At 70.1% G+C, this 12,562-nt stretch carries 12 protein-coding genes; 2 read left to right on the forward strand and 10 right to left on the reverse strand.

From position 1 onward, the window contains the following. Positions 1–26: 26 nt before the first annotated feature. Positions 27–422, forward strand: a complete 396-nt coding sequence (locus NM962_00610) for an MmcQ/YjbR family DNA-binding protein (protein UVO12704.1) — start codon at positions 27–29, stop codon at positions 420–422. Positions 423–429: 7 nt separating this feature from the next. Here the strand turns inward: NM962_00610 and NM962_00615 are convergent, their stop codons facing one another. Then, positions 430–1,443 carry a methionine synthase gene (locus tag NM962_00615; GenBank protein UVO12705.1) on the reverse strand — a complete coding sequence of 338 codons (1,014 nt, stop codon included), beginning with the start codon at positions 1,441–1,443 and terminating at the stop codon, positions 430–432. A gap of 61 nt (positions 1,444–1,504) precedes the next feature. Between NM962_00615 and NM962_00620 the strand changes: the two genes are divergently transcribed. Next, a complete protein-coding gene (locus NM962_00620) occupies positions 1,505–2,128 on the forward strand; it encodes a sensor domain-containing protein (GenBank protein ID UVO14929.1) in 624 nt (207 codons plus the stop codon). A gap of 75 nt (positions 2,129–2,203) precedes the next feature. On the opposite strand, the gene mnmA is transcribed toward NM962_00620, so the two are convergent. The 9 genes from mnmA to NM962_00665 all read right to left on the reverse strand — a co-directional run bounded on the left by mnmA (position 2,204) and on the right by NM962_00665 (position 12,547). Next, positions 2,204–3,292, reverse strand: coding sequence for a tRNA 2-thiouridine(34) synthase MnmA (mnmA, locus tag NM962_00625; GenBank protein UVO12706.1), 1,089 nt, complete (start codon positions 3,290–3,292; stop codon positions 2,204–2,206). Continuing rightward, on the reverse strand, positions 3,289–4,488 hold the full coding sequence (locus NM962_00630; GenBank protein ID UVO12707.1) for a cysteine desulfurase: 1,200 nt from the start codon (positions 4,486–4,488) through the stop codon (positions 3,289–3,291). Before NM962_00630 ends, mnmA begins: the two co-directional genes overlap by 4 nt. 62 nt (positions 4,489–4,550) lie before the next feature. After that, positions 4,551–5,354, reverse strand: coding sequence for a 1-acyl-sn-glycerol-3-phosphate acyltransferase (locus tag NM962_00635; protein ID UVO12708.1), 804 nt, complete (start codon positions 5,352–5,354; stop codon positions 4,551–4,553). Between the two features lie 11 nt (positions 5,355–5,365). After that, positions 5,366–6,232, reverse strand: coding sequence for a GNAT family N-acetyltransferase (locus NM962_00640; protein ID UVO12709.1), 867 nt, complete (start codon positions 6,230–6,232; stop codon positions 5,366–5,368). A gap of 162 nt (positions 6,233–6,394) precedes the next feature. Continuing rightward, entirely contained in the window at positions 6,395–7,123 is a 729-nt protein-coding gene (locus NM962_00645) for an SDR family oxidoreductase (protein UVO12710.1), read from the reverse strand. Further along, entirely contained in the window at positions 7,120–7,863 is a 744-nt protein-coding gene (locus tag NM962_00650; GenBank protein ID UVO12711.1) for an SDR family oxidoreductase, read from the reverse strand. The genes NM962_00645 and NM962_00650 overlap by 4 nt, the downstream gene beginning before the upstream one ends. Positions 7,864–7,963: 100 nt before the next feature. Then, positions 7,964–10,660 (reverse strand): LuxR C-terminal-related transcriptional regulator, encoded by a 2,697-nt coding sequence (locus NM962_00655; protein UVO12712.1) that lies wholly within the window; start codon positions 10,658–10,660, stop codon positions 7,964–7,966. A gap of 100 nt (positions 10,661–10,760) precedes the next feature. Beyond that, on the reverse strand, positions 10,761–11,717 hold the full coding sequence (locus NM962_00660; protein ID UVO12713.1) for an electron transfer flavoprotein subunit alpha/FixB family protein: 957 nt from the start codon (positions 11,715–11,717) through the stop codon (positions 10,761–10,763). A 38-nt stretch (positions 11,718–11,755) separates the two neighbouring features. Beyond that, the gene (locus NM962_00665) at positions 11,756–12,547 is read right to left on the reverse strand and encodes an electron transfer flavoprotein subunit beta/FixA family protein (protein ID UVO12714.1); all 792 of its coding nucleotides are present in this window, start codon (positions 12,545–12,547) and stop codon (positions 11,756–11,758) included. Positions 12,548–12,562 lie beyond the last annotated feature (15 nt).

Below are 12,562 nucleotides of genomic sequence, written 5' to 3' on the forward strand. Positions count from 1 at the left end.
GGTTATCGCCTGACTACCCTGGCGGCATGCCGCACCCGATCATGTACCACGACGACGACCCTGGTCTGGCGGAGCTGCGACGCATCGCGCTGGGCCTTCCCGAAGCCTTCGAGAAGATCTCCCACGGCCGCCCGGTGTTCTGCGCCCCGAAGATGTTCGCGATCTACGGCGGCAACAGCAAAGCCACTGGTGTGATGGTGCCCTACCCGCATGCGCTGCTGGTCAAGGTCGACGAGTCCGAGCGACGGGCCCTGGCGCAGGACCCGCGATTCTTCTCGCCGATGTATCTCGGTCCGTCCGGTTGGTTGGGACTGGATTTCGTTGCAGCTGAGGTGGATTGGGACGAGGTGGGCGAGCTGGTCGACGCGTCGTTTCGGCTGACCGCGTCGGCGCGGTTGATCCGGTGTCTAGATGAGGCCTAACAGCTCCTCACACCGCCTCGGGATCACTCGCCAGCGCCTCGCCCACTTTGCGCACCAGCCCGACCGCGGTTCGCGCCCACGCGGCGTCGGCGCCGGCCATCCCGCAGACCGGGCTGATCCCGATCCGCTCGGCCAGCACCGAGCGGGGGAATCCGATCCGGTCGGTGATCGCCGCGACCGCGGTCGCCAGCTCTTCGACGTCGGGCCTCCGCCCCGGAGCGAGTGCGGGAACCAGCCCCACAACCAGGGTGCGGCCGGAGTCGACGAAGGCGCCGATCTGGTCGTAGTCGGCGGATTCCAACGCGGTGCAGTCCAACGCCAGCGCGGTGATAGAACTGCGCTGCAACACATTCCACGGAAGTCTCGATGCACAACTGTGCACCAGCACCTCGCCTCCGATCATCTCGGCGCAGCCGTCGAGCAGCGCGGTCGCCACCGACTCGTCGATGGCGGCCACCGGGCTCAATGCGGTAACGCCGGCCAGCCGGCCGGTCACCGCGGCGGCCAGCGACGGCTCGTCGAGCTGCACGATCACCGGCGTCTCGAGCCGGCGGGACAGCTCGGCCCGGTGCGACTTGAGACCCTCTGCCAGCGATGCGGCCAGGTCCCGCAGCGCCCCGGGGTCGGTGATCGCCCGGTGCCCGTTGGCCAGTTCCAGCTCCGCGGCCAGAGTCAGCGGACCGGCGGCCTGCACCTTGACCGGATGCCCGCTGCCCCGCAGGCCGGCGACTTCCCATGCCTCTTCCAGGGCATCGGCGTCCTCGCCGAGCAGGCTCACCGCGCGCCGGCTCACCGCTCCGGGACGCGCCGCCAGCCGGTAGCCGCGCGGCGCGGTGTCGATGGCGATGTCGACCAGCAGCGCGCCGGTCCGACCGATCATGTCGGCGCCCACTCCGCGCCCCGGCAGCTCAACCAGGTGGGCCAGGCTGCCGCCCAACTCACCGACCACCACCTCGGCCGCCGCGCGCGCCGAGGTGCCCGGCCACGACCCCAGTCCGGTCCCAGTGGCGAAAGCAGTCACCGGGCAACCGTATTGAAGTGACATGACCCCGGGCACGGCGGGCTAGCCTTCGGTGGTGAGGATGTCGCGGCTGGTGCCGATCTTGGCCGTAACGGCAGCGGTGGTGGGCTGCACCCGGCTGGTCGACGGCACGGCGCTGCCACCGGTGGCGCTGCCGGCTCCCGCCGGCACCGTGGACCTCGGCCGGATCATGCTCGGCACGCCCCGGATGCGGGCCATCGTCGGCGCCGACGAGCAGCTGACGGTCATCCCCACCATGGATTCCAGCTCTCCGGTGGACATCGACGACCTCGCCGCCACCATCCCGCCGCCGTGCCGTTTCATCTTCGCCGAGACCGCGGTGTTCGGGTCCGCGATGACGCGTTTCCACAAGACCACCTACCAGTACCCGCCGAAGGCCGCAATGCTCTCGGAGGGCGCTGCCGTCTACCCCGAAAGCGAGGCCGCCCACCACGCTCTCGACGCGCTGGTGGCCACGGTCTCCGAGTGCGCCGACACCTCCGCCGGACCTGGGCTGGTCAGCGACTGGGATGCCAACGAGGAGTCCCTGCGTACCCACGCCGGTGATTGTGGCCGGGCCTATCAGGTCAAGTCGGTGGTGCTGTTGGAGGTCACGTACTGCGGCTTTTCGGCGTCCGACGCCGACCTGGTGGTGACGAACATGGCTTCCGCGGTGCCCGGTTAGGCGCACTTCCCCGCGCCGAACGTGCATTCAGGGCGAAAAAATCGCCGCATCGTCGCGCTCAGTACACGTTCGGCGCTAAGGGCTGACGCTACGCGCCGTGGCGGCGATGGTGGCGCTGGCGATCACTTCGTCGCCGTGCGCGTCCGGCCGGTAGCAGGCCAGGGTCTGGCCGCGGGCCACGCCGCGCAACGGCTCGCGTAGCCGCACCTGCAACATGTCACCGACCAGTTCGGCTACCGCACCGACCGTCTCACCATGGGCGCGCACCTGCACCTCGCACTCGACTGGGCCGCGCCACGGCTGCCCCGAGGTGAACACCGGCGCCCGCCCGGTCAGCTCCACCACGTTCAAGTCGGCGGCCGACCCGACGGTGACCGTGCCGGTCGCGGCGTCGATACCGGTCACGTAGCGCGGCTGGCCGTCCGGCCCGGGCCCGGCGATGCCCAGACCCTTGCGCTGGCCGATGGTGAAGCCGTGCACCCCGTCGTGTTCAGCGAGCACCGATCCGCCGGTGTCCACCACAGCTCCGGGCCGTACTCCGATGTGACCGCCGAGGAAGGTGCGAGTGTCGCCGGTCGGGATGAAGCAGATGTCGTGACTGTCGGGCTTGCTCGCCACCGCCAGGCCGCGTTCGGCGGCTTCGGCGCGGATCTGCGGCTTGGGGGTGTCCCCGATCGGGAACGCCGCGTGCCGGAGCTGCTCGGCGGAGAGCACCGCGAGCACGTAGGACTGGTCCTTGTCGGCGTCCACCGCGCGGCGCAGTCGACCGTCGGCGAGCCGGGCATAGTGGCCGGTGGCCACCATGTCGAAACCCAGCGCCAACGCTCGGGCGGCCACCGCAGAGAACTTGATCTTCTCGTTGCACCGCATACACGGATTGGGGGTCTCGCCGCGGGCGTAGGACTCGACGAAGTCGTCGATCACCTCGTCCTTGAACTGCTCGGAGAAGTCCCACACATAGAACGGAATGCCCAGCACGTCGGCGACGCGGCGGGCGTCATCGGAATCCTCCCGCGAGCAGCACCCCCGCGAGCCGGTGCGAAGGGTGCCCGGGTTACGGGACAGCGCCAGATGCACACCGACCACCTCGTGGCCGGCGTCGACCATGCGGGCCGCCGCCACCGAGGAGTCCACTCCGCCGCTCATCGCGGCGACCACCTTCACCGGGCCACCCTCATCGCGCTCACTCCCGCGGCAGCCAGCATCGCCTGGCGGGCCCGGTCCACCGCGCCGGGCAGCACGGCCAGCACAGCGTCGACGTCACCGTCGACGCTGGTGTGCCCCAACGACAGTCGCAGCGATCCGCGGGCCGCGACCGGGTCGGCGCCCATCGCGGTCAGCACGTGCGAGGGCTGCGGCACACCGGCAGTGCAGGCAGATCCGGTGGAGCATTCGATGCCGTTGGCGTCCAGCAGCATCAGCAGCGAGTCGCCTTCGCAGCCGGCGAAGGTGAAGTGTGCGTTGCCGGGCAGGCGTTGGGTGCGCGACCCGTTGACCCGGGTGTCGTCGATCCTGGCGAGCACTCCGTCGATGAGCCGGTCGCGCAGGCCCGCAACCCGGTCGGCGGTGGCCTCCAACGAGTCCACGGCAACCTGGAGCGCCGCTGCCATGCCGACCGCTCCGGCGACATCGGCTGTGCCGGAACGGATGTCACGCTCTTGTCCCCCGCCGTGCGTGAGCGGGACGCAGGTCACGTCACGACGAATCAGCAGTGCGCCGGTCCCGCACGGCCCGCCGAACTTGTGGGCGGTCAGGCTCAGCGCGGACAGCCCGCTGGCGCCGAAGTCGACGGGCAGCTGCCCGACGGCCTGGACGGCGTCGGAGTGCATCGGCACCCCGAACTGCGTGGCGATCGCGGCCAGTTCAGCGACCGGCAGGACCGTTCCGACTTCATTGTTGGCCCACATCGCCGACACCAGGGCGACGTCGTCGGCCCGGCCGTCGTCCAATTCCTCGCGTAGCGCCTCCGGTGACACCGACCCGTCGGCGTGGGTGGGCAGCCAGGTGATCTCGGCGCCCTCGTGTTCGGCGAGCCAGCCCACCGCATCCAGCACGGCGTGGTGCTCGACCTCGGTGGTGATGATCCGGCGCCGCTGCGCATCGGCGTCGCGGCGCGCCCAGTAGATGCCCTTGACGGCCAGGTTGTCGCCGTCGGTGCCGCCGGAGGTGAACACCACCTCAGACGGGCGCGCACCCAGCCGTGCGGCGATGGACTCCCGGGACTCCTCCATCCGGCGGCGCGCGGCGCGGCCGGCGGCGTGCAGCGAAGAGGCGTTTCCGACAGTGCCCAGCACAGCTGCCATCGCCTCGATGGCCTGCGGGTGCATCGGGGTGGTGGCTGCGTGATCCAGATAGACCATGACCTGCCCAGGATACCGGGCACCTGCGGCTGCCCCGGCGCTGCGGCGGGCGGCCGCGCTGCTCAACAGGCGATGCGGACTCGTCGGCGCGGCCGCACCCGCCAGCCCGCCGCCGCCTGGCAACGAGCGGCGAGCTCACGCCGATCCGTTCCTGGCAACTGCAAGGCCGCGACATGCACCTGCGCGATGGTGCGGCGCGCGGTGATCAGACGCCGCATCGAAGCCAGCAGGCTGTCGTCTCCGACAAACGCCGGCACGGTCGACGGCGCCCCGTCCGGGTGGTGATAGGTGAGCTGCAAGGGCTGCACCGGGCGACCCGCATCCACGGCGGCCTGGAACATCGCCGGATAGAACCGGCCGTGGGCCCGTCCGCACCAGGTGGTGCCCTCCGGGAACGCCACGACCGTGCGACCGGCCCGCAATCGGGCCGCCACCGTCTCCACCACCACCGGCAACCCACGCAGACTGTCTCGTTCGATGGGGATGATCCGCATCAGGCGGGCCAGCGCTCCGATGCCGGGCCAGCTGATCAAATCGGCGCGCGCCACGAACGTGCCCGGCGACACCGCACCGATGACGAACACGTCCAGCCAGGACACGTGCGGGCTGACCACCAACATGCCGCGCAGGTTGCGTACCGGCCCGCCGGTCGTCGTCACCCGCACCCCGAAGCAGCGCAGCACCACCCGGCAGGCGCCGCGCTGCAGCTGGACACGGCCTGGAATCGGCACCGCCAGCAGTGGCAGCAGCGGCGCCAGCAGCACCACCAGCGCCAGTCGCAGCGCCACCACACCCGGGAAGGGCCGCTCACTGCCGCTGCGGACGCATCGCGGCGTGCAGACGGCCCGGGGCGCCCACGCGTTCACAGCCGTTTGGTTCACGCGTGTGCAGCAGTGTCGGCAGCCTCAGGAGCTCCCGCCACCACCGACGCCGCGGACACCGACCGCAGTCGGCGCAGGTAGCGAGTGTCGGCCTCGCTGCGGCGCAGCAGAGCCGGAAAGTCCCCCACCCCGAAGGCCGGGTCGTGGGCCGGCTCGCCGCAGACCCGCGCGCCCAGGCGCAGGTAGCCCCGCAGCAGCGGTGGCATGGTGGGGCGTGTCGGCGGCGCGATCTCGTCGAGGCCCTTGCCGTCGACCACCACCGGCCGATACGGAGTCACCTGGTACGGAGAGGCGTGCCGGCGCCGCACGAAGTCGCGGATGCCCCGGATCTGGCTACCGGGGGCGCCCTCGCCGCACACCGGCACCGAGACGCAGCCGGTGATGTAGTCGTACTGGTAGCGGTCCAGGTAAGCCAGGATTCCGGCCCACATCAGCAGCACGACCGCACCGTTGCGGTGGCCCGGGCGGACCACCGCGCGGCCCATCTCGACCAGCGACGGCCGCAGCGGGTCCAGCGCGGTGACATCGAATTCCATTGCGCTGTAAAGGCCTCCGGCGGCGATAGCGCCGGTGGGAGGAAGCATGCGGTAGCAGCCGACCAGCCCTCCGGAGTCATCGTCGCGCACCAGCAGGTGGTCGCAGTATTCGTCGAAATGGTCGGCGTCCAGGCCGGGGCGGCCGGTGCCGGTGTCGGTCAGGGTAAAGCCCGGCTCGGTGCTGAAGACCTCGAATCGCATCCGCTGCGCGGCTTCGATCATGGCGGCGTCGGTGGACAACAGCAGCGAGTAGCGGGGGTTGTCGGTCCCGGAAGCGGGAGAATCGGTGGCGGGCTCAGGGGCGATGAGAACAGAACCAGTGCTCACACTCGCCACGCTCGCGCAGCCAGGCAGCGACGAGGCAATCACGGCATGACATGTCGGTGCACGCTTGGTGACGAATTGTCGCGGCGCTCATCGGCGCGAACAGACACAGAGTCGCATTCAAACTGCTCGCGTCGTGCGATTCTGTGACTGCTCGCTGCGAGATCAGGCGGCGACTCCGCCACCGTCGGCATGCAGGGTTGATCCGGTGATGAAGCTGGACCGCGGCGAAGCCAGAAACAGCACAGCCTCAGCGATCTCGCTGGCACGCGCGGTGCGCCCGAGCGGAAGGGCCCGACCCAGTTCGTCGTTGACGTCGCCCCATTCGGCGACGACCCCCTCGGTGGCGGTCGGTCCCGGGGCCACACTGTTGACGCGTACTCCATGCGGGCCGAATTCAGCAGCCCAGGTGCGCGTCAGCGACTCCAACGCGGCTTTGGAGGCGCTGTAACTCGACGCACCGGGAACACCCTTGAAAGCGACCATGCTGGTGACGTTGACGATGCTGCCGCGCCCGCGCCGCAACATGCCCGGCGCCAAGGCGGCGACCAGGAAGTAGGCGCCGCGCACGTTGGTGTCGAACGTCGACTCGAACGACGCCACATCCTGTTCCACGGTCAGCGCGCCGGGGAAACTGGCCGCGTTGTTCACCACGATGTCCAGGCCGTCGCCGCATTGCCGCACCAAGGATTTCACCGACTCGAGGTCGGCGAGATCCGCTGCCACGAATCGCACTGCGCCGCCGAGTTCGGCGACCGCGGCCGCACCGCGCTGTGCCGAGCGGCCGGTGATGATCACCTCGGCACCGTGCCGCGCCAGCAGTCGCGCCGATTCGAGTCCGATGCCCGCGGTCCCACCTGTCACCAGCGCCGTCTGACCCGCCAGCTCGTTCATTGCGCCGCCTGCCAATCGGCCAGCCGGGTGGTCGCCAGGGTCGCGCCGTCGCCGGTGACCAGGCCGGTGGCGCCGATCTTGGTGCCGAAGTAGAGCGCGGCGGGGTCGACGACGATCGGAAGGTCCTCGCCTCGATGGGCCAGCACCAGAGCGGCCAGTTCGGCGAAGGTCAGCTTCTGCGGGCCACCGATGTCGATGATCCCGTCGACGGGCGCGGCCTGAGCGGCGCGCGCCATTTCGGCGGCCACCTCGGCACCGGCGATCGGCTGAATCAGGCCTTCGGGGGCCCGGACTTCGCCGTCGACCGTGATCGACGCAACGATGCCGTCGGCGAACTCGTGGAACTGAGTGGCACGCACGATGGTGTAGGGCAATCCGGAATCGGCGATGATCCGTTCCTGGGCGACCTTGGCGCGCATGTAGCCACTGTCGGGCAGGCCATCGGCGTTCACGATGGACAGCACGACGTAGTGGCCGACGTCAGCTGCTTTGGCCGCGGCCACCAGGTTGGTGGTGGACTTGGTGAAGAACTCCAGCACCGGGCCGTCGGCGAAATCCGGTGAGTTGACCACGTCGACCAGCACGTCAGCGCTCGACAGGGCGTCGGCCAGGCCGTCGCCGGTCAGCACGTCGACACCCGTACTGCGAGCAGCGGCCACGGTCTCATGGCCGGCGGCGCGCAGCAGCTCGACGACCTTGGTACCGATCTGCCCGCTGGCACCCATCACAGTGATCTTCATCCTCGACACACCCTCTCTGCTGAGCACGATTGCGATACCTCGACCCTGGCATCGCACCGCCCGTGGGGAAACCCCGGAAAGTCCGTAGTCTGCTCCCCGGTCAGGGGCCAACGGAGGTGTCGCGCAACTCCCGGCGCGAGCGGATCCCGAGCTTGGCGAAGACCTTGCGCAGATGCCATTCGACGGTGTGGGCACTGATGAACAACTGCGCCGCGATCTCGACATTGGTCAGGCCGGCCCCGGCCAGCTCGGCGATCTGCTGCTCCTGTGGTGTCATGACGTCACCGGCGGCCGCGGGCCTGCTGCTGACCTTGTCCCCGATCGCCTGCAGTTCCCGACGGCTGCGCTGCACGAAGGCCTGTGCCCCGAAACCGGTGAACATCTCGTGGGCGGTGCGCAGCTGCTGGCGCGCGTCGCCACGTCGCTTCTCCCGGCGAAGCCATTCCCCGTACACCAGATGCGCGCGAGCCAGGTCCACGGCGATCCGGGTGCGCCCCAGCCGCTCGACGGCCTCGATGTAGTGGTCTTCGGCGACTGGTTCGTCGCACAGCAGCGCACGCGAGCGGGCCAGCACACCCAGCCCCCAGTCCGTTCCGCTGACTGTGGTGCGTTCCTCCAGCTGGGCCAGCGCCTCGGCGGCCAACGGCCGCTCACCGCCGCGCACCCCGGCCTCCACCAGTTCGGCCAGGTTCATCCCGTAGATACCGAGATCTTCGTAGTCCAGCACGCCGCGCAGCCGCTCGCATGCCGACTGGTAGCGGCCCAGGCCGTTGTAGAGCACGGCGGAGGCGTAGCCGATCAGTGCGCGGATGCGTCCCTCGCCACGGGCGGCTCCGCTGCGTGCCGCGGCGTCGATCAGCACGGCCGCCTCGGATTCCTCGCCGATCCAGGCCGCCAAGGCCAGCGCGTGATAGCGCACCGGTGTCTGACCGGCCGCCGCGCTCAGTGCGTCGGCGTCGGCGATCAGCGCGCGCGCCGCCGCGAACTCACCCGCCTGCACGTGCACCCCGGCCCGGGTCGTCAACGCGATCGGCAGCATGGCCAGCGCACCGGTGTCGGTCGCGACCCGCACGGCGTCAGTGGCGATCCGATGCCAGGCCTCGTCGTCCCAGACATCGTGCACCGCGGCTTCGTAGCCGATCGGAAATGCCTGCCACGACCAGGTGTTCGGTGTGAGTGCGGCAATCGCAGCACGCAACGGCTCCACGCCGGCTTGCGGACCGGCGCTGATACGGGTGGTCAACGCAAGCAGCAGCAGGTCGGCCGGCCGGTTCGGGGCCGTCCGCACACCCGCTGCCAGCGCTGCCGCGGTGTGCTGGCGCACCTGCGCTCCGAACGCCCGGCCCGCATACATCGCCGAGCTGACCGCTTCCAGCAGGGCCTGCTGCGCCATCACCGGATCAATGGATTCTAAATGACTTGCTGCGCTGAAGAATTGGTGAACCGACTCAAGAATAGTGGCGGCGTTGCCGCTGCCGCGGCCGCGGGTGAATGCCAACTGTGCTCGCATCCGGGCCAACCGGGCACGCTGCAGCTCGTCGAGCGGCGCCAGCTCGGCAGTGCCCAGCAGTGCTTCCGCCGCCTCCATTTCAGCCACTGCCCGCTTGGCTTCGGCGGCATCGAGCGCACGGGCTCCGCGCCGCAGCGGATCGGGGGTCAGTTCAGTGGCGCGGGCCAAAAACGCTGCTGCCGCGGCGGTTCCACCCCGCAACGCAGCCCGGTCAGCGGAGCGTTCCAGCTCCACGGCGACCGATTCGTCCGGCCCGGCCGCCGCATGGGCGCGGTGCCACGCCCGTCGATCGGGGTCGTGCGCCGGGTCGGTGGCCTGCGCCAGGGCGCGGTGGGCATCCCGGCGGTCCTCCAGGCTCGCCGCGCGGTAGATGGCTGAGCGCACCAGTGGATGGCGGAACCGCACCCGTGCGCCCACCTCGATCAGGCCAGCCTCCTCTGCCGGGGCCAGGGCCGTAATCGTCAGGCCCAGCACACCGGCCGCACGCAGCAGCAGCGCCGCGTCCCCCACCGGCTCGGCGGCGGCCAGCAGCAAGAACCGTTGGGCGGCGTCGGGCAACGCCTGCACACGGGTCAGGTAATGGCGTTCGATCTGGCCCGCCACCGGCACCACGTCGGGGCGGTAGTAGCCGCCGGCCAGCTCGGCCGCCGACAGCCCCCGCGGAAGTTCCAGCAGCGCCAGTGGGTTGCCGTGGGTCTCGGCGACGATCCGGTCGGCGACCTGGGGGTCGATCCGGCCCGGCAGCGCCGATTCCAGCACGGCGCGCGCGTCGGAGTCGGCCAGGCCACGCAGCATCAGCCTCGGCAGCCCGGTCAGGCCCTCGACGGGCCCGCGCAGGGCGCACACCAGCGCGATGGGTTCGGCCCGCAGTCGCCGCGCCACAAACCCCAGCGTCTGAGCCGAAACCCGATCGAGCCACTGGGCGTCGTCGACCAGACACAGGACCGGCCGGCGGGCGGCGATCCCGGCCAGCAGCCCCAACACCGCCAACCCGACCAGAAAGCGGTCGGGTGCGGACCCGCTGCTCATCCCGAACGCGATGGCCAGCGCATCGCGCTGCGGTTCGGGCAGGAGGTCGATTTCGTCGGCCGCGGGTGCACACAGCTGTTGCAGCCCGGCGAATGCCAGCTCCATGTCGGACTCCACGCCGGCCGCCCGGATCACGAGAAAGTCCGTCGCGGATTCGGCCAGGTGGTCCAGCAGCACTGTCTTGCCGATCCCGGCCTCGCCGCGCAACACCAGCACCTGAGGGCGACCCCCACGGGCGGCGGCGAGGGTCTCCCGCAATTGCTCACACTCGGCATCACGGCCCCGCAAAGACGACAAAACCCCCGACACGCCAGGCGTGCGGGGGCTTTGACGACTACTCACGCAGGTGAGGTTTTATCTAACCCTTGCGGGCCTTGATCGCCTCGGTCAGCTGCGGGGCGACCTTGAACAGGTCGCCGACGATGCCGTAGTCGGCGATCTCGAAGATCGGCGCTTCCTCGTCCTTGTTGACCACGACGATGGTCTTGGACGTCTGCATGCCGGCCCGGTGCTGGATCGCGCCGGAGATGCCCAGGGCGATGTACAGCTGCGGCGACACGGTCTTGCCGGTCTGGCCGATCTGGAACTGACCCGGGTAGTAGCCCGAGTCCACCGCGGCACGCGATGCGCCGACGGCCGCACCGAGCGAGTCGGCCAGCTCCTCGACCACCGAGAAGCTCTCGGCGCTGCCGACACCGCGACCACCGGACACCACGATGGGGGCCTCGGTGAGCTCCGGACGGTCACCGGCCACGGCCGGCTGACGCGAGGTGATCTTGGTGGCGTTCTCGGCGGCGGCGGGCACCTCGACGGTGACCTGCTCTCCCGCACCGGCGGCCGGCGCGGGCTCCACCGCACCCGCACGGACGGTGATGACCGGGAGCTCCCCGGTGGGCTCGGCCTCGACGGTGTAGGCACCACCGAAGATGGAGTGCACCACCTTGGCGCCCGCCTTGACCTCGACCACGTCGACCAGCAGACCGGAGCCGATCCGGGCCGCCAAGCGGCCGGCGACCTCTTTGCCGTCGGCGGTGGCAGCGATCAGCACCGCGGCCGGAGCGGCCGTCTCGGCCAGCCCGGCCAGCACGTCAACGACCGGGGTGATCAGGTAGCCGTCCACGACGTCGGACTCGGCCACGTAGATCTTGGCGGCGCCGGCCTCCTTCAGGCCGTCCACCAGCGGGGCGGCAGTGCCGGGGGCACCGACGACGACCGCGGACGGCTCGCCGAGCTCACGCGCGGCGGTGATCAGTTCGGAGCTGACCTTCTTCAGCGCTCCATCGGCGTGCTCAACGAGCACAAGTACTTCAGCCATGTCTATTTTCTTCCGTCTTCGCTAGGTCCGGGGATCGCTTAGATGATCTTCTGGGCAACCAGGTACCCGGCGATCTTGGTGCCGCCATCGCCCTCGTCGGTCACCTTCTCGCCCGCGGTCTTCGGCGGCTTCGGAGTCGAAGCAGTCACCTTGGTACCGGCGTTGGCGACACCAACCTCGTCGGCCTCGACGCCGATCTCGGCCAGGCTGAGCACGGTGACTTCCTTCTTCTTGGCGGCCATGATGCCCTTGAAGGACGGGAAGCGCGGCTCGTTGATCTTCTCGTTGACGCTCACCACGGCCGGCAGCGAGGCCTCCAGGGTGAACACGCCCTCGTCGGTCTCCCGCTCGCCGGTGACCTTGCCGCCCTCGACGGTCAGCTTGCGCAGGTGGGTCAGCTGCGGCAGACCCAGGTACTCGGCGATGATCGCCGGAACCGCGCCGCCGACACCGTCGGTCGACTCGTTGCCGGCGATGACCAGCTCGGTGCCCTCGATGGCGCCCAGCGCGCGCGCCAGCGCCCAACCGGTCTGGACGACATCGGAACCCTTCATGCCGTCGTCGAGGATGTGCACGGCCTTGTCAGCCCCCATCGACAGCGCCTTGCGGATCGCCTCGGTGGCCCGCTCCGGGCCGGCGGTCAGCACGGTGACGGTGCCTTCGGCGCCTTCCTTCTCCCGGATCTGCAGAGCCTCTTCGACGGCCCGCTCGTTGATCTCATCGAGCACGGCGTCGGCAGCCTCACGGTCCAGCGTGAAGTCACCGTCGGTGAGCTTGCGCTCCGACCAGGTGTCTGGGACCTGTTTGATCAGGACCACGATGTTCGTCATGAGTGTGGTTCGTCC

Origin of the sequence: Mycobacterium sp. SVM_VP21, assembly GCA_024758765.1 — a bacterium.
Taxonomy (GTDB): domain Bacteria; phylum Actinomycetota; class Actinomycetes; order Mycobacteriales; family Mycobacteriaceae; genus Mycobacterium; species Mycobacterium heraklionense_C.

Coding starts and splice junctions, on each gene's coding strand:
- NM962_00610 (UVO12704.1), top strand. CDS start 27: ATGCCGCACCCGATCATGTACCACGACGACGACCCTGGTCTGGCGGAG.
- NM962_00620 (UVO14929.1), top strand. CDS start 1,505: ATGTCGCGGCTGGTGCCGATCTTGGCCGTAACGGCAGCGGTGGTGGGC.
- NM962_00630 (UVO12707.1), bottom strand. CDS start 4,488: ATGGTCTATCTGGATCACGCAGCCACCACCCCGATGCACCCGCAGGCC.
- NM962_00645 (UVO12710.1), bottom strand. CDS start 7,123: ATGAACGAGCTGGCGGGTCAGACGGCGCTGGTGACAGGTGGGACCGCG.
- NM962_00650 (UVO12711.1), bottom strand. CDS start 7,863: ATGAAGATCACTGTGATGGGTGCCAGCGGGCAGATCGGTACCAAGGTC.
- NM962_00660 (UVO12713.1), bottom strand. CDS start 11,717: ATGGCTGAAGTACTTGTGCTCGTTGAGCACGCCGATGGAGCGCTGAAG.
- NM962_00665 (UVO12714.1), bottom strand. CDS start 12,547: ATGACGAACATCGTGGTCCTGATCAAACAGGTCCCAGACACCTGGTCG.